Here is a 23,474-nt window from a genome sequence, read left to right as displayed (position 1 = left end):
TATGAGGAATTGAAACTTGGTGTGAGACAAACCCGCCAATTCAAGAAGCTGAGGCTTCCAGACTACCTATGAGGAATTGAAACACTGTTCAGGGGCATAGCATGCACCCCAAGTTCATGCTTCCAGACTACCTATGAGGAATTGAAACTCCGAATACCAGATCTTCGAGTGCATGAAAATGAGGCTTCCAGACTACCTATGAGGAATTGAAACTGCTGTCGAAAAGAGTCGCGGACTCTTTCTCCAGCTTCTCGCTTCCAGACTACCTATGAGGAATTGAAACTACGAAATGGTACATCTGGGAATCCAGTAGCACTTGCTTCCAGACTACCTATGAGGAATTGAAACTGACTCACAGGCGAGCCATGATTTGAGCCGTTGGCCGCTTCCAGACTACCTATGAGGAATTGAAACAGCATATAGATTTGAAGTCCTGAATTTCCTATCACGCTTCCAGACTACCTATGAGGAATTGAAACCAGGAAGAAAAGACTGAGAGGAGGTGCGATGTGAGGCTTCCAGACTACCTATGAGGAATTGAAACTGCGCTGCGTAATGCCGAAGAGTTCGTCTATCTTCGCTTCCAGACTACCTATGAGGAATTGAAACTAGGTGATCATGTTTCGAGACTTGAGATCACTTATCGCGCTTCCAGACTACCTATGAGGAATTGAAACTATTGACGGTGCCGTCAGAGTCGATCAATCCTGCCAAGCTTCCAGACTACCTATGAGGAATTGAAACTGGGGAGGGCCTGAAAATGGCCCAACTCCTTTTCAGAATCGCTTCCAGACTACCTATGAGGAATTGAAACCTTTCCTTGTATGTAACGGAGTACGATTGGCCAGGCTTCCAGACTACCTATGAGGAATTGAAACTGGGTATCGTTTTCAAAAGACTTACCATTGGAACTTGCTTCCAGACTACCTATGAGGAATTGAAACATATGCCAGAAGGAATAGAAATGCCAAAGAGTCTCTGCTTCCAGACTACCTATGAGGAATTGAAACTGTTCTCTTCGACTCTATCCAGCCTTTCATCAATCGCTTCCAGACTACCTATGAGGAATTGAAACTCTTCAGCGGTTCCATGCTATTCCCTCGCTATCGCTCGCTTCCAGACTACCTATGAGGAATTGAAACCAGGAACAGACTGGAAGAGACCGCTAACGCGGCCGGGTCGCTTCCAGACTACCTATGAGGAATTGAAACTCCGTAGGATTGCCAGGGAACTGGAACTGGCAGGTGAGCTTCCAGACTACCTATGAGGAATTGAAACGAATCATACAAGGTATCCACCCCGCTTGGGTCATTGCTTCCAGACTACCTATGAGGAATTGAAACTTTTGCCTCCCGCAATCTCTTCTTCCTGTAATCCTCGCTTCCAGACTACCTATGAGGAATTGAAACTCGCAAAGCTCGGTACTCTTCAAACTACTCTCTCGCTTCCAGACTACCTATGAGGAATTGAAACACGATCGTTTCCGCTTCCTTCTCACTCGTGGCCTTGGCTTCCAGACTACCTATGAGGAATTGAAACTGGCTTTTGAGATTGCTTCTTCGGTTCGCTCTTGATGCTTCCAGACTACCTATGAGGAATTGAAACTCCCCGGAATCGAATCATGACAGGCAGTTACAACGAGCTTCCAGACTACCTATGAGGAATTGAAACCAATTCTTCGAGATAAAGACCCTTCTCAACTAGAACTGCTTCCAGACTACCTATGAGGAATTGAAACTACGATAGAGGCCTATGGAAGATGCAGCGATCTGGAGCTTCCAGACTACCTATGAGGAATTGAAACTTTCGATTTCATATTTCAATGGGAGCAAGCTACGCGCTTCCAGACTACCTATGAGGAATTGAAACGCTTGTGGCAAGAGCCGGTCTATTTCGCTCATCTCGCTTCCAGACTACCTATGAGGAATTGAAACGTATCCAACCTCCGAACATAAGGGTATCTCTTGCCGGCTTCCAGACTACCTATGAGGAATTGAAACTCAGGAACGATACAGGCAAGGAAAGAGAGATTTCAGCTTCCAGACTACCTATGAGGAATTGAAACATCCGTGAAGAAGAAAGGAAAGCAGAAGAAGTTAGTGGCTTCCAGACTACCTATGAGGAATTGAAACGCACTCAAAACCATGCAAGACTTCGAAATGATCGAGGCTTCCAGACTACCTATGAGGAATTGAAACTTCTCTGTATTGAACTCCTCAATATGCAGTTCTGCAAGCTTCCAGACTACCTATGAGGAATTGAAACTTCCAGACACTACTTTCGCTTGAACAGTTCTTGCTCGCTTCCAGACTACCTATGAGGAATTGAAACTCGTGCAGCATTTCAAAGGGCGCTTCCATAACTGCGAGCTTCCAGACTACCTATGAGGAATTGAAACAGCCTCCTTTACCAATGTTTTCTTTCTCGGCATCATCTTTAGCTTCCAGACTACCTATGAGGAATTGAAACTTATATACGAACCAACCTTGGGGTTTTGGAGAGGGCGCTTCCAGACTACCTATGAGGAATTGAAACCTTACAGTAGAAGCGGCCCTGGAGGAGGCCCGTCTCTGCTTCCAGACTACCTATGAGGAATTGAAACTTGCTAGAGAATGGTAACCCCCACAAGCTACAGCTACCCAAGCTTCCAGACTACCTATGAGGAATTGAAACGTGTGATAGTATGGGTTAGTCTATCCTGGTATAGTAGCTTCCAGACTACCTATGAGGAATTGAAACCTATTTGTTTTGCTGTGTTTTTTTGAAGCAACACAGCTTCCAGACTACCTATGAGGAATTGAAACTTCTGTTGCCGCTATTCGTATGTCAATGACCTTTTATGCTTCCAGACTACCTATGAGGAATTGAAACCCAAGGACCAGAGATAACTCAGGTAATCCTTGAAGATATTGCTTCCAGACTACCTATGAGGAATTGAAACGTCTATCTCTCCTTTCAACAAGTCATATATCTCTCGCTTCCAGACTACCTATGAGGAATTGAAACTGATGAGGTTGACTGGTTTAACTCCGGATTGACTTCGCTTCCAGACTACCTATGAGGAATTGAAACGCCTCGTGCGATGCGAGGCACTTTTTGAAGTTAGGCTTCCAGACTACCTATGAGGAATTGAAACTGTGTAACATTGGTGATATGGGTAGTAGTAACATCAGGCTTCCAGACTACCTATGAGGAATTGAAACACTGGGGTGTGGAGTTCGGAGAGATAACCGAAGAGCTTCCAGACTACCTATGAGGAATTGAAACTGTGAAAGGTAAACACCAGGTGCTCAAAGGGAGATGCTTCCAGACTACCTATGAGGAATTGAAACTCATACTACCACCTCTATTCCGTGCTCTTTAGCGTAGCTTCCAGACTACCTATGAGGAATTGAAACTAGGCTGATGCCAGCCTGCCATGTTTCCTCCACCCTCGCTTCCAGACTACCTATGAGGAATTGAAACTTCTGAGCCCAGGTGGGGTTTCAGTGCCGAAAGAATCTCGCTTCCAGACTACCTATGAGGAATTGAAACTGAAACTGAACAACTCCCTGGAGAGGGAGGCCCCCACGCTTCCAGACTACCTATGAGGAATTGAAACTCTTGCAGGAGACAGGGGAAAGGTTCTCTTCTACTGCTTCCAGACTACCTATGAGGAATTGAAACTCTTGTTTCCATAGATTCTTCCCACGATTCTCAACGCTTCCAGACTACCTATGAGGAATTGAAACCTGTATTTGCTGGTGCTGTTAGAACTGCCGAAACTCTTGCTTCCAGACTACCTATGAGGAATTGAAACTCGTAATCATGCCTTGTCCATTCTGTGTCGTATTCGAGCTTCCAGACTACCTATGAGGAATTGAAACATGAGATAGAGAAGATTAACCATTCCGGCCTGTTTCAGCTTCCAGACTACCTATGAGGAATTGAAACATCTGAAAGAAATGATGAAGGATGAATCGAAGAAGGGCTTCCAGACTACCTATGAGGAATTGAAACTCGTCAAAACCAAGATTGAATGTGTCACACATTGCGTGCTTCCAGACTACCTATGAGGAATTGAAACCTATTGAAACAAAGTCTGGCACAACAGTCTATGTCAAAGGCTTCCAGACTACCTATGAGGAATTGAAACAGTTCAATCTCTCCACAACCTTTTGGCTCTGGACAGCTTCCAGACTACCTATGAGGAATTGAAACTTGTACAACTTTCAGTAAGTGAAAGTCAAGAAAGTGCTTCCAGACTACCTATGAGGAATTGAAACGAGGGGGCTGACGGTGCATCGAAGGTAATGGCGGAGGCTTCCAGACTACCTATGAGGAATTGAAACTCTAAACGAACTCGATCAATTTGCGAAGCGAGATCTGCTTCCAGACTACCTATGAGGAATTGAAACTGAAGAAATATCGTTGGCAGTTCTCACATTTAGCCAGCTTCCAGACTACCTATGAGGAATTGAAACGTCTCATCCAGTCGAGCAATGTGTCTCGTATGTCTTCGGGCTTCCAGACTACCTATGAGGAATTGAAACACGCTTGATACTACTGGTCCGTCGTCTCCTTCTATCGCTTCCAGACTACCTATGAGGAATTGAAACCAATTTCCTCTGGTCCTGATGTTACTAAGATTTCGCTTCCAGACTACCTATGAGGAATTGAAACTTCTCCTTTGGAACCAATTCCAGATCTCCAAAATTCCTGCTTCCAGACTACCTATGAGGAATTGAAACGCAGGAATCTTAGAGATTTCAAGCTGCTTCCAGCTTCCAGACTACCTATGAGGAATTGAAACTTTAGTAGCTGTTGACGGCCTTCGTAATACGCCGCGCTTCCAGACTACCTATGAGGAATTGAAACTTAATGTTCCCCAGATTATTCCCCGGATTACTTCCCGCTTCCAGACTACCTATGAGGAATTGAAACTGGGAACGTGACAAGATCTCTTACTCCACCGACTACTTGCTTCCAGACTACCTATGAGGAATTGAAACATCGCTTCTGGACAATAGATTCTGAATTTAGTTTCTCCCAGCTTCCAGACTACCTATGAGGAATTGAAACTCGGCACTACCGTTGATAATGTTTCGGATGGTACTACAGCTTCCAGACTACCTATGAGGAATTGAAACTACATACTATAATTGTAATTTTCAACGTTGATAGCGCTTCCAGACTACCTATGAGGAATTGAAACTTCGTTATATGCAACAATCATATAATCGCACGTGATAAGCTTCCAGACTACCTATGAGGAATTGAAACCATACTTCACGCCCTTGATGTTCTTCTGTTTCAGCTTCCAGACTACCTATGAGGAATTGAAACTGCCATGCAGCAGCAGAGCTTTGCAATGAACGTGCGCTTCCAGACTACCTATGAGGAATTGAAACTGAGCTCATCTGCTCCTTCGATCGTGACTTTAAGGCTTCCAGACTACCTATGAGGAATTGAAACTCAACGAAGTACATGAGAAAGATTTCTGCGCCATAGCTTCCAGACTACCTATGAGGAATTGAACCCACGAGTGACACTGAGAACAATGTACATTCTGATCCAAGCTTCCAGACTACCTATGAGGAATTGAAACTGCTTCTTTGTTCATCGCTTTTAAGACTCAAGATAGGCTTCCAGACTACCTATGAGGAATTGAAACAAATCATCTATAGTTCTAAGTGTTGCCCAGCTAAGCTTCCAGACTACCTATGAGGAATTGAAACGTGCTTACACTACCATCAGTCAAATATAAAATGAAGCTTCCAGACTACCTATGAGGAATTGAAACTCCAGAACATGGCTGGATGGCTGCAAGCCTTGATAGGGCTTCACAGGTTCCTAGAAAGCCGAATCCATTCATCAATAAACTGGTTTGATCGTTTCAAAAAAACAATATATGCTTGGATTTTGATTTATTTGTTACAAGAGATATAATGAATATAAATTATGCCTTGTGAAGTCTTTGCCGGAACAATTATGGATAGCTTGAATGGGGTATTACGTTGTCGCTTTCACATTAATTGTCAAATGGTGTTGTACAAAGATGAAATGAGGTAATGGTTTTGCAGTTGCTTGCGATAAGTAAGGCTCCGTACTGCGTTCCTCGAAAAATCATCTTGATCCATTTGTCGCCAAACAGAATGACGAATAAGCGAGAACAATATCGCTTACTAAGGGTTACTCGACTCTCATGACAGCAGACGGGAGAAAGAAAACATATTTCTACAATCCAGCAGAGAAAGATTTCGCAATTCAGATTCAGGAAAACCTCAACAGAAAGGCAAGTGCATTGGGTAATTCCGGCAGAGCAAGAGAATCTTTCTCCTTCAAACTTGTCTCAAGACCTGCTCAACGAATTGTCAAGTACAAGGATTTCACTCAAATTGCCTGGGACTTCCGCTTTGAGCTTAACGCAGATCCGGTGCTTATATCGACAGCCTATGATTGGGGACTAGGTTCAAAGAATGCACAGGGATTTGGAATGATAAAAATCAACGTGGGGGATAGCTGAGACTGAGGGAAGGGTGTTTGTTTATAAGGATGAGTTTGATTAAAAATCCAGCGCGTACCTAAAACTTAAGTCAGAAGATTACTTAGCCATCGAAACACTTGGAATACGCAAGAATCAGCGGCTGACTTTGGGGCTGCATAGAAAAGAGGTGTGGGAAAAATGGAGAGTGGACCGATCACATTCAGAGTTAAGACCCTTACCCCGCTATGGACCGGTGGGTCAGATGGAAAGATGGACCGGGTACATGAAACGGGAATTATAGGAAGCATCAGATGGTGGTATGAAGTTATTGCTAGAGGTCTCGGCTATTACGTATGCGATCCAACTTCAGATAATCGCTGTAAACTATCTGGCAAAGAAAACGACGGTGAAGAAAGGATTTCGAAGCTTTGTCCTGCCTGTTATCTTTTTGGAACTACAGGCTGGAAGAGAATGTTCAGTTTGTCTGTAACGGTCGATGGCAAGCAGCCGGTTAGAGGGAATGAACCCTTTTCACAGGCTACAACTAACAACATCAACAAGAACTGGTTAAGCAAGATCTTTGAGAAGAACCTTTATGATAGGGACTTCTTCGGTTCGCTTGAGCTTAGAGTTTTTCCAAGGTGCGATAGAAATCAAATTGAAAAGCAGCTCAAGGCTGTCCTTTCAATTATGAGCAACTTTGGTTCTCTTGGGGCTAAGCCTCAATTCGGTTACGGCCTCTTTGAACTCACTGACGATGCGGAGGAAACAAAAGAATCACTTCGGATAATCAACAGATTCCTTAAGGAAAATTGCTTTGTCAAGAAAAGTGGTGATGAGAAAGGCTTTTCGCTGAAGAACTACTGGAAAATCGAAACAGAAGTTGGAAAATCTCTTCCGCCAGCGAACCTGGAATATCTAGGTAGCGAAGTCAAGAATTCGTATATTCCGATGTCTTTTGATGTGAGATATATGTTGCGAAAAGAATACTTTGGAAAATGTGGATCCAAAAAAGCTACAGCAGAGATCTTTGGGAGAACGAAAGGTGATAAATCGGCAAGCAAAGTGTTTGTTAGCAGTTTCTACAAAGAGGACCAGAAGAATGAAAAATATAAGTTGCGCATTTGGGGATTCACAGCAAGAGCTGTTTCGGAAATTATTCGCGAAGCAATTGAAAGAGATTATCAAACTAATAGCGATGGGGAGATTTTTTCTTTTGGTGAAATGCTAAGTGAGGTGACAGAAATTGATTCTTGACTGTAATTCCAACACCCTCTTTGAAATTAAGAAAGACAGTATCATAAGCGAACTCACAGATGAACTCCAGAAAAACAAACCAAATGAGAATGTACTTTCGAAAATTCTTAGAAAACTAGGCGACTCAGAACTCTTGATTACTTTCAAGTACCTCGAAGCTATAGGGTATTCTGATGGAGAAAACTGCGTAAAACAAGTTTATGTGAGAAGAAGGAAAAATGCGGACTACGGATGCAGTTTTGCTAAAGAAACATTCAATAAGATCGATGCGACGGCCCTGGATATTCTCCCTCTCTATTCATTCATAATCGAATTTGATTTTACTCTTAAAAAGCCCTACATCTCCAAAGATGATGAGAATTTTACGATTATTGAAAACTCCATAAAGCGAGAAAGAATTCTCGGTTGCCCATACATTCCCGGGTCTACATGGAAAGGCTGCCTTCGTTCAGCGCTTTGGCATGAAGGTATGAAGGAAGATGACGAGCAAATCACTCGAATCTTCGGAAATGAAAGACAGAATAAAGAAAGCTTTCGACAAGGTCGTCTTCACTTCTTTCCGTCGTTCTTCGATAAAGTAGACTACGAAATCGTAAATCCTCACGATAGAAAAACCCGTACTGGAACCGTTCCGATACTTATTGAGAGCATTCCTTCAGGCTCGAATAGCAAATTTTCACTGCTCTATGTTCCGTTCGACCTTGCTGGAAAAGAAAAGGAGGAATCCGCCAAACAAATGCTTGAAGATCTGAAAGTAATCGCCAAAGGAATTGAAGCTATGTTCACTGTTTATGGTTTCGGAGCAAAGACCTCAAGCGGATATGGAATAGCAAAAATAAACGATGGTTTCATAAGTATAAACGCCAAGGATAACAAAGTGAAAATCGAGCCAGAACTCCCAAAGTCTTTCAGTCTTAATGAAGCCAAGACTAATCTTCGATCAACACTAAAGAACCATTTGAACTCATCACCTGAAAGGGGCTTTATTGAGAAGCGTTTTGACACTCTTATGTCTTTCAAAGAAAGCGTCGGCAAAGCAATTGAGGTGTTAATATGACCAAGAGTCTAAAAATACTCAAAGACAATCGGGACAATTTACTAAAGATCGAACTTGCCGGCTGGCTACATGATATGTACAAGTGCAGTGATGAACATGTTGATAAGCAATCTGTCGAACCAGTGCTATCGATGAATGTGGGCAAAGCCTTCTACTTTGGTCTTATGAATGACTTTGATATTAGCTTCAAAGGTAGTTTAAAAGAAAGTGTAAGGGTCACCGAGTTAATTGAAAAAGGCAGACCTGGAAAGACTACTATGGAAGACAAAAATCTCTCTTTACTTGTTAAGTATCTAGGGAGGTGCCATGGGGCTGCTCATATAGAAAAAGAGGAATCCAAAACTTCCCTTGAATCCGCAGAGCTAAAGGAGTTAATGAAGAATAAAAACGATAGTAAGAGAAAACTAAAAAACGTACAGCGTAGCCTATCTGATAAAGAAAAAAACGCAGATTCGGTTCTTAGAAAGCATGGATTTGTTAATCCAGAATTAGTGGCCAAAATTGAAGAAGATAAAGCAAAGATCAAGTTGATTAGCAACGAATTGCAGGATATTGAGAATATGATTAATTTGGTTTCCAAAAAACAAAAAGTGGATTCTGTAAAACAAAATAGACATGACACTTTCATTAGTTCCATCTTTGGTTATGAATCAAGAATAGTTAGTAATCTTACTGCACGTTTCAAAGAAATTCTTGATAACAGTAAACCACCTGAATATGGAGATGTTGGAGCAATAAGTAGGGTATTCTCCGAAGCTCTCGGAGATACACGCCGACCTGCCAATGAGATCACCCTAGAAGACTGGTCTTTCATAGTCGCCACACTTTTCAAATCAGCAGTAGCTGGAGCATTGCTTGAGACCGAGAATGGTAGAGAACCAGTGTCAGCGGATAAACTGCGATGGAGATTCTTATCGGTCAGAATAAGTGGAGAACAAGCCCTTGGTAATTCAACTTCTATATCTGATTTGTTAGCGCGCAAGAACTGGATCAATGAGGGCCTAAGCAGAGTGAAAAAACTTCTCGAAGAAGAATATCCATTAGGTAATGAAGTTTATAGAGATGAGAACGGTAGCATATTTGTTGTCCCGGATATCGAAGACATTCTGGAATATGTGTTGGATGATACAACTGAGACACTCGAAAAAAGAATTAGAGTAAAGCTGGACTTTCGGGGTGAAATAACTCCTGAGATTGCCATTAGCGAACCCTGGTGGGGTCAAAAACCAATACTCCCTAGTGGCATATCACCAGAAGCTTGGCAGGAAGGGGACAAAATCCCACCAATAGGGACAATAATATCCAAACAGCCTTTTTCTCCGGCAGATCCTGAAGAGATTTCTACATACTGGAGCCAAAATCAGAGAAACCAGATATGTAGAATATCCTGGCTTAGACCGGAAGAAGATAAAACCAGACACGTTTCAGAATTCTGGGCAAGTGAAATAAAGGGCAGAGCTGAAACATGGCTGAAAGAGAAGAACACAACCATATGGATTGATGAAATTGCAGACAGTAATTCGAAAATAGCATTAGTCTCTGCGAAACTTGCTATTTCTAATTGGATTGGTGAAGAACCTGGTAAACTCAGTCTAATAAGGACTCTGAATTATGAAACCCCGCCAGTTTCTAAACACTTTGAGAAGTGTGCAAAAACCCCCTCATTTGCAAGGGTTCGTAGAGTGTGGGAGACGACAAGTAAATTCTGGGATGAGGCTCTCGCAGAAATCAAAGAAGTTATAGATCCAATAACTGAAAGGCTTGTTTTGAAAGTTCGGACAAATAATCTAAGCCTCCCAACAAATAATGCCTATGAAGCCAAAGTCAATGAAACCAAGTTCAATGAAACCAAGTTCACTGAAACCAAGTTCACTGTATTCTACGAGAACAAGAATCCTAAAGGCGCTGATGGACTCGAAAACTTCGTGATAATTGAGAATCTTGAATTGCTTGCCAAGAAGCTCCCTGTTGAAATAAAGACAGACAGTCGGAAAGATTTAGTTGATGCCTTGCTTGAAGGGCTGAAAGGCAAGAACATAGACTTTTTCAACTCCAATGATCCTTCAGTAGTCCTTGCCAGTTCAAGAATCGATGGCATAGAAATCGAATCGTGTAATTACACCCCGGTAATCGAAATAACGAAAGACCCGGAAAGATTTATGGTTCTTGTGCCGGCAGATAAGGCTCTTGAAGCTGCCAAAAAGATAAAAGAGAAATACGAAAGGGAAATGGGAAAAGTCAGAAACCGCCTGCCCATGAATCTTGGAATTGTGTATGCGGGATATCATACGGCTCTTCCTGCCATCATGGATGCCGGGCGCAGAATGATGCAAATCGACAATGAAGAAAAAACATGGATATTGATGAAACAACCCGAAGAGCTCTCAGATTACTTCGAATTGACTTTCCAAGGAAATCAATTTTGGAAAATCCCCTCAAAGATGGGAGACTGTTCAGAAGATGTATGGTATCCGTATTTTTATGTTTTGAACGCCGAAGCCAAACCTGAAAAAAGGCTCCTCTCTTTCAAGGGGCCTTCCGGTAACTGGCTAGTTCATGTTTCAGAACTCAAAGAGGGCGACATAGTTCAAGTCACACCTTCTTATTTTGACTTTGAGTATCTTTCGTCTGCATCCCAGAGATTCGAGATCAGCTACACCAACGATTGTAGAAGGCGGTCAAATGATAGAAAACAGCGCCCATATTATCTTGACGATCTGGATGAGATTGAAAGAGTGTGGGCAATTATCTCAACAAAACTTTCGAACAGCCAGATAAAGAAGCTAAACACTCTCGTTGAAGAAAAACGAAGAGACTGGGCCCTTTCTACAGAAAATGAGGACGATACTTTCAACAGTTATGTTGAGAACGTCGTTGAAAATCTCAAATGGAAACAACCTCTCTCAAAGCATGAGAAAGAGAAACTCGTTGATTTTTGTGTGAATGGGAAATTTGTGGATGTTCTGGAAATTCACATGAGCATAATGAAGGATAAATCGGAGGTGGCGGAATGAGCAACGAACTCTATAGCGAGGAGAAATTCATTTTCATGACTCTTGACCCAATTCACATAGGTACGGGCGGAACTAATCTGGGGATAGTAGACAATACGATAATAAGAGAAGCCGGCTCAAACATACCGATAATTCCAGGGACAAGCCTCTCAGGCGCGGCGAAGATGTACGCTGCAATGCTTATGGGAGATCTGGATGCAGCTGGCAGCAAAAAGCCCAAGAGTACTGAGAATCCAGTATCATACACTTTTGGGTATATAAATAGCTCTGGTTCTAAGCAAACCAGCAAGGCCGGCGTTGTTAGTTTTTCGGATGCAAGGATAGTTCTTTTCCCGGTCTGTTCATCCGAAGGAACGATCTGGGTTACTACAAGAGCTATGCTGAACGAAATTGGCTTCGATATGAAAGACCTCGGCCCAGATGAAGAAAAAGCTTATCACCTGGGCGGAACAGATGAAAACAGCAAGATCAAAATCGGCTGGCTATTCATTGATGTAGAAAATATAACAATTGAAAAGCCCAAACTTGGTGGCTTGGCAGAAAAAGACGAGTGGAAGGTTGTCGAACAGAAGATCTATATAGTATCAGATAAGCTGTTCACACAAATAGTCAATGACAACCTTGAAACAAGGACCTCCGTAGCGATCAATCCTGAAACCGGTGCTGCCGAAGATCAAGCTCTTTTCACATATGAAGCAATTCCAAGAGCCACATGGCTAATTTCAGCCGTAATTCAAGACGATTATAAGATCGAAGGGTTCAGTGACTCAATGAAAGAAGATAAATATAAAGAAAACGGAAAGATAAATTGCTGGAAATCCCCAATGGATGTCGTAAGAGCTGGCTTCAAAATCATCGAATTCATGGGCATCGGCGGAATGACCACGAGGGGCTTCGGTAGAATGAAGATTATCTCTGGTGGTGACAACCAATGAAAAATCTCGATTATTTTGCAGCAAAGTCAGGGCAAAAAATCTTGGCTGCTCTAGAGAGCATGGACAAAAAAGAACTAGAGAAACTCATTAATGATATTCTCCTGGTACTCCACGGTAACGGTGTTTACGCCTGCATACTCTATCTCTATGCGAGAGAAAAGAAGAAGACCGAAACAGCAGAAAAATTAGCAAAAGAAATGCTTGGTTCTGTTAGGGAATCGCTGGGAATAGACTTTGAAGATTTGAATGAGAAGATGAATAATCCAGAAGACGTGCTCCGCGTGGTCAACGAGAAGATCTGCAACAACACAGGTTCTCTCTTCCTTGTGAAGGACCTATGGGAAAGGACTCTCGTTTACGCTAGATATGGTGCCAAAGCGAAGGTGAAGAATTAATGAGCTGGGAATTACATAGGGTTTCTCTCAAACTGCTTTCTCCGATGCACATAGGCTGGAGAAAAATCGGAAACCTTCAGCAAACAAGATACTATGTTCCTGGTAGAACCCTTTGGGGAGCCTTGACTGCTAGGCTTGCCAGAGACTACGGAGACTTTGATTACAGCAAAACCGGAATAGACGTCGATAAATCTCTCAGATTCAGCTATTTCTACCCCTCTGATAATGAAGAGAAAATCGATCTACTCCCATGGGAAAGAAAAGATGAGTTCGAATGGAAATACATAGGAAGTACGGTGAACACTGCGCTAGATCTGGGTGCAAGAATAGCTGACGAGGGCAGTCTGCATGAAACAGAGTATATAGCTCCAAAAACAAGAGACGGGAAACAAGTCTATCTCATTGGAAATATCTTTGAACACAAAGATTGTGCCTTGAATTGGGAAGATGCACTTTCGAAGCTACAAATAGGTGGTGAAAGAACATATGGATGGGGTCGAGTGGAAACTGATGAATCGAAAGGCTGCGTTCAGGTTGCTCAGATTGATCTAGATGGATATGATATTGAACTAAACGAGGAATTTCCAGTAATAAAACTCTCAAGATCTCATTCGGCAATCTCCCACGTGCTCGCCGACAATCAAATAGATAGCTCTGCCTTAAGTGGCAACATAGAACCTCTTATTGGACTTGAAACAACTAGAGAAGAGAGATTCGGAGCAGAAATCTCAGCAGCTCAAATATGCTGGACACCTGGTACTAAATTCAGTAAAGATCATACTTTTTTGATAGGCGAAAAAGGAATCTGGAAATCCAAATCCTGATTTACTTCTCCGTCGACCCCTGATAAATTGAAAACACCTGGGGATCGACAGAAGCATGTCAATTCAGCTCTTCAGTTTTGTGTGCAATTCATGAGAAAATGGTCTTTGAAAAACAGGCAAGAACTCATATTGCCTCAAAATGCTGAAAATCCTTTATAATCTATATAGTAATGGGCTTCCAGACTACCTATGAGGAATTGAAACTCGACTTCGAGATTGGCGAAGACGAGCTTGAGACCGGCTTCCAGACTACCTATGAGGAATTGAAACCCGCTCATGTTCGTCGAACCACCTGCAGTCGGTATGCTTCCAGACTACCTATGAGGAATTGAAACTAGACCACTCGTCAAAGACTGTGAGGTTCATTCCCGCTTCCAGACTACCTATGAGGAATTGAAACTTGCTAGAGAATGGTAATATCCAGAAGATACAGCTGCTTCCAGACTACCTATGAGGAATTGAAACCACTTTGGCGAGTGAGGGCGCACAGAAAATTACGCTAGCTTCCAGACTACCTATGAGGAATTGAAACGCGGATAACCGAGCAGGAATAGGATAAACACTATATCAAGCTTCCAGACTACCTATGAGGAATTGAAACCGGTATATCGTCTCAGAAAAGGCTATGAAGTGCATGCTTCCAGACTACCTATGAGGAATTGAAACCACCGTCAATGCCTTCAAAGCGCAAAGCTGCTAATCGCTTCCAGACTACCTATGAGGAATTGAAACGAGAAAATAGAGCCGTTGCTTGAATTGCTAACGGTGCTTCCAGACTACCTATGAGGAATTGAAACCAATATGGGAATATACTATATAGAGCACTTGTACTTGGCTTCCAGACTACCTATGAGGAATTGAAACGTGAACGTTGAATAGACTCAAAACGTGGGAATGGAGCTTCCAGACTACCTATGAGGAATTGAAACGATAATCAGGATTGAAGCCTATTTCTAACTCTTTGGCTTCCAGACTACCTATGAGGAATTGAAACTTCCTAAAGAATGGTAATATCCACCAGATACGGCGCTTCCAGACTACCTATGAGGAATTGAAACCGGCACTACCGCTTTTTCTGCCACCACCGAAGCCGTGCTTCCAGACTACCTATGAGGAATTGAAACTGTTCGACCAGGTCTCGTCAAATTCGACCTCTATCGCTTCCAGACTACCTATGAGGAATTGAAACTCTTTCGTTCTATGAGGCTGTGGTTTGAATACCTTGCTTCCAGACTACCTATGAGGAATTGAAACTGCCAGATCCTCTGCTTCATATTTCCAGAAGAACCGCTTCCAGACTACCTATGAGGAATTGAAACTACCTAACCTAGGCAGGGGATGAAACTGAGTCGTCCGCTTCCAGACTACCTATGAGGAATTGAAACTGTGTTGACTTTCCTTACATTAGATGGTGGCACTACGCTTCCAGACTACCTATGAGGAATTGAAACTCTGATAAAGAGTGTGCCTGTTTTCGTCAAGAGGAGCTTCCAGACTACCTATGAGGAATTGAAACTACGTCCCCAGTTCTTGAAGTTGGGCACGGATGAACGCTTCCAGACTACCTATGAGGAATTGAAACCCAAAGTTTCAATGCCAGAGGCAGCGCCTTTCTGACCGCTTCCAGACTACCTATGAGGAATTGAAACTCAAGAATCAAGAGATCTGCCTGCTCGATCATCTGGCTTCCAGACTACCTATGAGGAATTGAAACTCGAGCCTGTCGAGCCGTTTCTCTGCTTCGCAATGGCTTCCAGACTACCTATGAGGAATTGAAACTCTGCACTTGCAACCAATTCGGGTTTTGGGTCATTTTGGCTTCCAGACTACCTATGAGGAATTGAAACTAGAAGAAGTCGAGTGAACCACAAACTTGAACTGGCTTCCAGACTACCTATGAGGAATTGAAACCTTTTCACGTTGTGGATATTGCTTCTCGTTCTCGCGCTTCCAGACTACCTATGAGGAATTGAAACCTTCAAGATCGGCAAATATGCCATCGACCCACATTCGGCTTCCAGACTACCTATGAGGAATTGAAACCACTTTCTCGCAATTACAGAGTCAGCTCAGGGACCGCTTCCAGACTACCTATGAGGAATTGAAACTTGAGCTTGTACTGTTTCTTTCCTTCCTCCACGATTCCGGCTTCCAGACTACCTATGAGGAATTGAAACCATCGCAATACTTTTCGTCAAGTTCCATCATGTAGCTTCCAGACTACCTATGAGGAATTGAAACAAAGAGAAAGTCACACAGAATATGAACGGTGGCTCGGCTTCCAGACTACCTATGAGGAATTGAAACACCTTCCACGGCCTGACAACATCAATATCTTTCGTGCTTCCAGACTACCTATGAGGAATTGAAACATGGTTTTGGGCACGGGTGATTGCCAACACCTTTTTGGCTTCCAGACTACCTATGAGGAATTGAAACGCCTGTCTTCAAGGAAGCGGAGCTGAGAGATCCCGCTTCCAGACTACCTATGAGGAATTGAAACTGTCTCTGTATCTCTTCACTTTAGGCCAGTGCTTTTCAGCTTCCAGACTACCTATGAGGAATTGAAACTATCTTCTCATCCTTCACCACCTCTTCCTTAGGAGGCTCAGCGGCTTCCAGACTACCTATGAGGAATTGAAACGTCTCATCGGGGATCTCGTCAACAGTCTATTGAAGCTTCCAGACTACCTATGAGGAATTGAAACCCGAGAGGACTATTCAGAGATGGAAGCCCGAAGCCGCTTCCAGACTACCTATGAGGAATTGAAACTCTTGTGCGATGAAAAGGGTTTCAACATCTTTTCGCGCTTCCAGACTACCTATGAGGAATTGAAACTGTCTTTTACCACTATCACGTACTTAACCATTTAGCTTCCAGACTACCTATGAGGAATTGAAACCTCCAAATAAAGAAAGGCTCTCCGAAGAGAGCCTTGCTTCCAGACTACCTATGAGGAATTGAAACTGATGTAGTCAACATCTTTGAATCGAAGATAATCGCTTCCAGACTACCTATGAGGAATTGAAACCCGTATGAACCTAACAGGTTGACGAGGGTAGTACCGCTTCCAGACTACCTATGAGGAATTGAAACAAGGAATCTCTATGTTTGTTGAGTCTGTGGTAAAGGCTTCCAGACTACCTATGAGGAATTGAAACTTTTCTTTCTCATAGGCCCACTCCACCAGCCTTTTCGCTTCCAGACTACCTATGAGGAATTGAAACCTCCGCCAACAACCTCTAACCCGCTTCTAAAATCACCAGCTTCCAGACTACCTATGAGGAATTGAAACTCAGAATTGAGGGTTCATATTGAGCCTCGCCCTCGGCGCTTCCAGACTACCTATGAGGAATTGAAACCTATTGGTTCTGTGGAATCATATCAATACAATGCTGCTTCCAGACTACCTATGAGGAATTGAAACTCCGACACGAGTATCAGCATTATATGCAAACCGCAGCTTCCAGACTACCTATGAGGAATTGAAACTGACGGTGCTTCGAAGAGAATCTATTACAGAATCGACTGCTTCCAGACTACCTATGAGGAATTGAAACTGTAGATGCTTTTGCAGATGTAGAGTTTGAGGCCGGCTTCCAGACTACCTATGAGGAATTGAAACTCTCTCACCTCAACGAAAAGATTGGGGGGTTTCAGTGCTTCCAGACTACCTATGAGGAATTGAAACGTAAGCGAGAATACCTCATATGGGCCAGATGATGGTGCTTCCAGACTACCTATGAGGAATTGAAACTTGGAGCGCTTCTAATGTTCATAGGCATTACCAGGCTTCCAGACTACCTATGAGGAATTGAAACTCCCTTCACAGGCGAGTTTTCTCTCGAACTGCCCTTCAGGCTTCCAGACTACCTATGAGGAATTGAAACTCAGAAAGAGACGAAGCTCGATGTGACACCTTCGGCTTCCAGACTACCTATGAGGAATTGAAACGATGGAGGCATGTTTCTTCAAGCAAGTGGGGAGGGCTTCCAGACTACCTATGAGGAATTGAAACCTGATATGGCGTTAGGGGATATGCACATAGGACCGAGCTTCCAGACTACCTATGAGGAATTGAAACTGTGAATCTCCATGCGGTGAGAATCCGGATTTCTCGCTTCCAGACTACCTATGAGGAATTGAAACTTTGCTTCGTCTGCCAGTCAAAAACCTTAAACACGCTTCCAGACTACCTATGAGGAATTGAAACGCGTAAGCATCTATCTCGAACCAGTTCTCCGAATAATCGCTTCCAGACTACCTATGAGGAATTGAAACGCTTCACCTCTGGTTCTTCAGAAACTTCGGAGGTTTGCTTCCAGACTACCTATGAGGAATTGAAACGCGTCCGAAAATTCGTGGGTTGAATTTCGTTTTTTGCTTCCAGACTACCTATGAGGAATTGAAACACCTCTCGCCTTAGGCCTTTAGAGTAAACACACATGCTTCCAGACTACCTATGAGGAATTGAAACTGCCTCCAAAGCTAACCGCCCTTATGGGCGGCTAGAGCTTCCAGACTACCTATGAGGAATTGAAACTCAGAAAGAGACGAAGCTAGAAGTGACGCCGTCTAAAGCTTCCAGACTACCTATGAGGAATTGAAACTGTTATAGACGTTGACGGTGCTAAGGTTCTACTTACGCTTCCAGACTACCTATGAGGAATTGAAACTCAAGGGCGCAAACGGAGAGGCCAATAAAGTTTATGCTTCCAGACTACCTATGAGGAATTGAAACCACGGCGTTACATCGGGGGTGTTTGCGTTACGTGTAGCTTCCAGACTACCTATGAGGAATTGAAACTCTTTCTATTGTGCTAATGAAATATCTTGTGTTTGCGGGCTTCCAGACTACCTATGAGGAATTGAAACCGGATATCGCCATAAGGGCGTCTTGCGTGAGGGCCGGCTTCCAGACTACCTATGAGGAATTGAAACTGAGCTTTTGCAATCCTCTTTGCTTCGGGCACGGTAAGGCTTCCAGACTACCTATGAGGAATTGAAACTCAGCACTGATACCTCCGATTGTCATGGCAGCAAGCTTCCAGACTACCTATGAGGAATTGAAACTGAGCTTTTGCAATCCTCTTTGCTTCGGGCACGGTAAGGCTTCCAGACTACCTATGAGGAATTGAAACTACCGTCTAAGAATATTCTCAAGGTATAGTTGCTGCTTCCAGACTACCTATGAGGAATTGAAACTACCGTCTAAGAATATTCTCAAGGTATAGTTGCTGCTTCCAGACTACCTATGAGGAATTGAAACCAAAGAATCCATCTTCTCCCTTCCACCAGAGAACATGCTTCCAGACTACCTATGAGGAATTGAAACTACCGTCTAAGAATATTCTCAAGGTATAGTTGCTGCTTCCAGACTACCTATGAGGAATTGAAACTCTCAAACGGGGTTGTGGGGATAGCGGGTCGGTGGTTGGAGTGTGCCAAGATCAGTTGCAAGTTCCAGTGTGAGTTGTGAGTAGAAAAGTCCAACGAAATGGGTCTCAGGTCTCGGAAGATCAAACAAACCGGTTCTCCGTTCACCGAGGAGAGCCGTGAAGCAATAGTATCGAGATTCCGACCAGGAGCTTTGTCGGAAGAACGGAATCTAGCCTTTTCGGAATAACCGTTAATTGTCATCCCGGACTTGATCCGGGATCTGTTCCAAGAACGAACAACCTGGACGCGCAGCGTCGGAACGAAGAACCAGTCTTCCCGAAGGACGGATTCATGGTTTTGGACGAAGGACGGCACTTCCCGGCGATCAGCGGGTCTAATTGAACTCGTCAGTCCCCATTTTGCTTTCCGACAAAGTCCGGACTCGCCACCGAAGGTTACTGGCTTCTCGATTTCTATTCCTCTCATCAGAAGATTGGTAAACTCTCGAAAAGGTTTCTTCCTGACAGATTTTTTGGAAAGTGGTGTGCTTATCACAGGATCTTTAGACTACTCTCTTGTCCCCGTGAAAAAGCATTAGAGATCGATCGGACTTAGCCTCGTCAACTAGAGCTTTGGTGAAGCCAGATCTGCTGAAAATAGCGTACTCCTTCTCTTTGAATTCATCCCATCGTGGCAGATATGCCTTTTCACGCAATGCTGCAAAAATATCAGTGGTGACGGGCCTTTCACTCCACTTGACTTCTCCCAATAATATTCGTTTCTCTTCTCTGTTCATGCCCACCAGATCGATTTCGGCGTTTCTATCCCACCAGCGACCAATTTCGAAGTAGTTCGATCCGCTAATCCACATGACGGCACTGCGCGCGAAATCCTCATATGTGAGCGCGAAGAACTGGTTTTCGGTATCTTTCAGGATGCTCAACAGTCTTTCCCTCTGATCGGTGAGTATTAGATCTTTGTAATAGAAAACATAACGGAAGTAGAATCTGAAGAAGTTGTCCGCTATTCTGTATAGTCCCTTCTTGCTCTTAAGCGGATCTTCACCCACTGGTACTTCTTTCTCGACTATGCCAAGAAGATTGAGAATGGAGATATATTTCATGATGCTACTCTTGTCGATACCAGTTTCGTTTATTATCTCGCCCAGTTTTCTCTTTCCAAGCGAGATTGCCCTCAAAATGGCAAAGTAGTTTCTCGGTTCTCTGAGCTCATCATTCAGAAGAAACTCGGCTTCGGCAAACAACACCTCGTTCTGGTTGTATATCTTCTCCATGACATTTCCGTAGTAGTCAAGATCGCTGTCAAACTGTTCAAGATAGAACGGTACTCCACCAAGAGTGCCCCATATCTTGAGTAAATCGTCAAATCCGTATTTCTTCTCGAAGAACTCGCCGATTTCATTGAAGGGAAACTGCTTTAGAAGAAGCTGTCCTGTTCGCCTGCCGTATAGAGGGCTCTTATAGCCCAAGACACTGTTCTCCATTACGGAGACGCTCGAACCCGTGAGAATGAGAAAGACGTTCGAGTTTGACAAGTATTCGTCCCAGCCCTTTTGAAAAGACGAAATAATGCCCGGTTCTCTTTCTATAAGGTAAGGAAATTCATCTATCACGAGTATGTATCGATCGTGCTTGGAGGCAAGGTACTTGAACAGCATCTCCCAGTTGGAGAATTCGGTTATTATGTCTTCGTCGAAGAATTCAATGACCTTCTCGGAGAGCTTCTTCAGTTGAAGATTCTCAGGCAGTTTCTCTGCCAGGTAATAGATCCCCCGCTTCTTCCTCAAGAATTCCTTTGTGAGTTCTGTCTTTCCAACTCTCCTTCTTCCGTATAGAATAATCAGTTCCGGTTTTCCCGTTTTAAATCTCTCCTCGAGATAGGCTAATTCCCTCTTTCTGCCTACAAACACAGTGATCACCTACTTATTATACTTTACAGTATTATACTATATAGTATATTGTTAGCAAACCATCTTCATACCTCTCTTCCTTTCTAGTTTCCAATTAATTACTCTGAAAAGGACTCAGTTTGTTTTTGTATTATATTCATGAGTCTCCCAGATAATCCACGAATCTTTCTGATGCTTATTTTCTTCTACGCTATATTGATCATTTGAGGAAGAGCAATAATGTAGGACAGGATCCCGTATAAGAGCACTACGGGATGACACGCGGGGATATTACGGGATGATACAACAAGTTTTCGGGGCATGATTCTCTCCCTTCGCGTCATCCTGAAAAGCTCCTGTTAAGGATCTGGGTTTTCGAGGGGGTATTAGGTTCAGTGGAACAATGAAATCGAAACTGTATATATATTACGGAGTACCATCTAGTATTACTCTGCTTCGATTTGCTTGACTTGAGCAGAAATTTGGATAAACATTAGAACCTGATCGACTTTGTGAAGGCTCGGTCTGAAGGATTTTCTTTTTCCTTTTTAGAGCTTCCGCCTCTTGTGGGCTGCTCGGCTATGCGAGACACTTGGAGTAATCATTAATTCCATATCACTTAGATTAGCCCTTTCGATGAATGAAAACGCACTCTAATTGCCAACTAGAAGGGAGTCTCCTCGAATCAGGTGAGAGATTCCTGCAGAATCGATGTAAAACATTGATTTCTATTACAATAAGAATTCGGAGAAAGAAATCATTCATCTGAAGGCTTTTTTATCATCACAGCAACAATCCGCACACAGCGCCTTTTAGCCTCTGAAGTGCCGTTGCTTCGAAAGCAATGTACAATTTACTGCCTTAATAGTTCCCTCTTAACTTCAGTCTTGATCATTCAAACGCGATCTAGCCTGATTATCTCCATTCTCTACCGTCAGACAATTAGTTAGGTTTTACTAACTATGATGAATTGAGTTTTGATGATAAAGAGAAGTGTAATAGAATTCATTCGTTGGACTTTATGATACTAACTTGGTTAGGAGTTCTATTTTGCGGAATCTGCATTTTACGGAAAGAGAGAGAGTTATTCTTGCAAGGATTCGAAATGAGGGTCCTATTGCAAGAGTCAGAATTGCTAAGAAAGAAAACATAAGTAAGCCGGTTGTCACTCTTGGAGTTCGCAAACTCCTGAGCGTAGGGGCTGTCAGAGAAGTCGGGAAGGATGTTAAGAGAAGCTCAAAGGGCGGCAAGCAAGCTACTTTATTGGGCTTTGTTGCTGATTTCAGACTGACACTGGCAGTGGACATCGGCAGAACCAAAATAGTTGCTGCAATGATCGATCTCGATGGAAACATAGGAGCTTCACATACAGTCTCTCTTAGAGAAAATATGTCAAAAGAAGAGTTCATGAGTCTTTTGTTTGAAGCCATAGGAGGGGTAATCGAGGTCGGTCCAAAAGAGAAAATAATCGGTATAGGAGTAGGAATACCAGGCGTAATTGGCAGCAATAACGGCGTTGCCGATTTCATCCCGGTACTGTCTTTGAGAAATGTTCCCATAAAATCATGGATCGAGGAGCAATTCGGAATTGAAACCTTTTGTGAGAACGATGCAGCTTTGCAGGCGCTCAGTGAAAGCTGGAAAGGTGTAGCTGAAGGAAAGAAAAACGTTGTTGTAATCAACCTTGGAGCAGGGATAGGTAGCGGGGTGATTATTGACGGAAGGCTTTATACAGGTTCTACTGGAAGGGCCGGAGAATTGGGTTACCTAATTTCCAACTGGGACAATACCTATTACAGAGAGAGCTTCTTCGGCGAGCTTGAAGAAAAATTATCAGGTGTGTGTTTGGAAAGAAAGCTTGACGAATTTGGATATCACGGATTCACAGCTACAGATCTATTTGAAAGGGACATTGATGACGAACGCTTAAGGGATCTCATATATCAAGGATGCAAGAGCTTAGCTCTTGCGCTCTGTAACTTGATTTCAATTCTTAATCCAGATATCGTTGTTATGACCGGGGGGATCGGCTACAACCAATTCGAGCTCCTAACAAAATATACAATCCCACTGATTAAAAACATTCTCCCGAATGAGTTTGTCGGTTCAGTAGATTTTGCAAGAAGCAAATTTCCATCTGAAGGAGTCTTAATAGGTGCGGGCTACTTAGTTCAGAAAAAAACATTCTTGTAGTCATTAATATCTAGAGCTCAAAAAGAGAATTGAAAGGAGGCCAA

General features: G+C 43.1%; 9 protein-coding genes and 2 CRISPR repeat arrays (1 of these 11 running past the window's edge). Of the genes, 8 read left to right on the top strand and 1 reads right to left on the bottom strand.

The features are described from left to right. Positions 1–5,782: direct repeats of the CRISPR family, unit length 30 nt; unit sequence GCTTCCAGACTACCTATGAGGAATTGAAAC; it reaches 1,329 nt to the left of the window's first position. 402 nt (positions 5,783–6,184) lie between these two features. The 7 genes from cas6 (at position 6,185) to THEBA_RS11425 (ending at position 13,948) form a co-directional block, all read left to right on the top strand. Next, the gene (gene cas6, locus THEBA_RS11455; protein ID WP_049794063.1) at positions 6,185–6,505 is read left to right on the top strand and encodes a CRISPR-associated endoribonuclease Cas6; all 321 of its coding nucleotides are present in this window, start codon (positions 6,185–6,187) and stop codon (positions 6,503–6,505) included. Between the two features lie 159 nt (positions 6,506–6,664). Further along, a complete protein-coding gene (cmr1, locus tag THEBA_RS11450) occupies positions 6,665–7,723 on the top strand; it encodes a type III-B CRISPR module RAMP protein Cmr1 (RefSeq protein WP_014731685.1) in 1,059 nt (352 codons plus the stop codon). After that, positions 7,713–8,780 (top strand): RAMP superfamily CRISPR-associated protein, encoded by a 1,068-nt coding sequence (locus tag THEBA_RS11445; RefSeq protein WP_014731684.1) that lies wholly within the window; start codon positions 7,713–7,715, stop codon positions 8,778–8,780. Before cmr1 ends, THEBA_RS11445 begins: the two co-directional genes overlap by 11 nt. After that, entirely contained in the window at positions 8,777–11,794 is a 3,018-nt protein-coding gene (locus tag THEBA_RS11440) for a hypothetical protein (protein ID WP_014731683.1), read from the top strand. The genes THEBA_RS11445 and THEBA_RS11440 overlap by 4 nt, the downstream gene beginning before the upstream one ends. Beyond that, positions 11,791–12,729, top strand: coding sequence for a type III-B CRISPR module RAMP protein Cmr4 (gene cmr4, locus THEBA_RS11435; protein WP_014731682.1), 939 nt, complete (start codon positions 11,791–11,793; stop codon positions 12,727–12,729). Before THEBA_RS11440 ends, cmr4 begins: the two co-directional genes overlap by 4 nt. Beyond that, positions 12,726–13,124, top strand: coding sequence for a hypothetical protein (locus THEBA_RS11430; RefSeq protein ID WP_014731681.1), 399 nt, complete (start codon positions 12,726–12,728; stop codon positions 13,122–13,124). The genes cmr4 and THEBA_RS11430 overlap by 4 nt, the downstream gene beginning before the upstream one ends. After that, positions 13,124–13,948: an RAMP superfamily CRISPR-associated protein gene (locus THEBA_RS11425; RefSeq protein ID WP_014731680.1), complete on the top strand. Its 825-nt coding sequence runs from the start codon at positions 13,124–13,126 to the stop codon at positions 13,946–13,948. The genes THEBA_RS11430 and THEBA_RS11425 overlap by 1 nt, the downstream gene beginning before the upstream one ends. 174 nt (positions 13,949–14,122) lie before the next feature. Next, a CRISPR array of direct repeats spans positions 14,123–19,348; the repeat unit is 30 nt; unit sequence GCTTCCAGACTACCTATGAGGAATTGAAAC. A gap of 542 nt (positions 19,349–19,890) precedes the next feature. On the opposite strand, the gene THEBA_RS11420 is transcribed toward THEBA_RS11425, so the two are convergent. Next, positions 19,891–21,258, bottom strand: coding sequence for an ATP-binding protein (locus tag THEBA_RS11420; protein ID WP_014731678.1), 1,368 nt, complete (start codon positions 21,256–21,258; stop codon positions 19,891–19,893). Positions 21,259–22,287: 1,029 nt separating this feature from the next. On the opposite strand from THEBA_RS11420, the gene THEBA_RS11415 reads away from it, so the two are divergent. Next, positions 22,288–23,430: an ROK family protein gene (locus THEBA_RS11415; RefSeq protein WP_014731677.1), complete on the top strand. Its 1,143-nt coding sequence runs from the start codon at positions 22,288–22,290 to the stop codon at positions 23,428–23,430. The last annotated feature ends 44 nt before the right edge of the window (positions 23,431–23,474 follow it).

It is taken from the genome of Mesotoga prima MesG1.Ag.4.2 (assembly GCF_000147715.2).
Classification (GTDB): Bacteria; Thermotogota; Thermotogae; order Petrotogales; family Kosmotogaceae; genus Mesotoga; species Mesotoga prima.
Note: the sequence above shows the minus strand (reverse complement) of the source record. Positions and strands in the feature narration are given on the sequence as shown.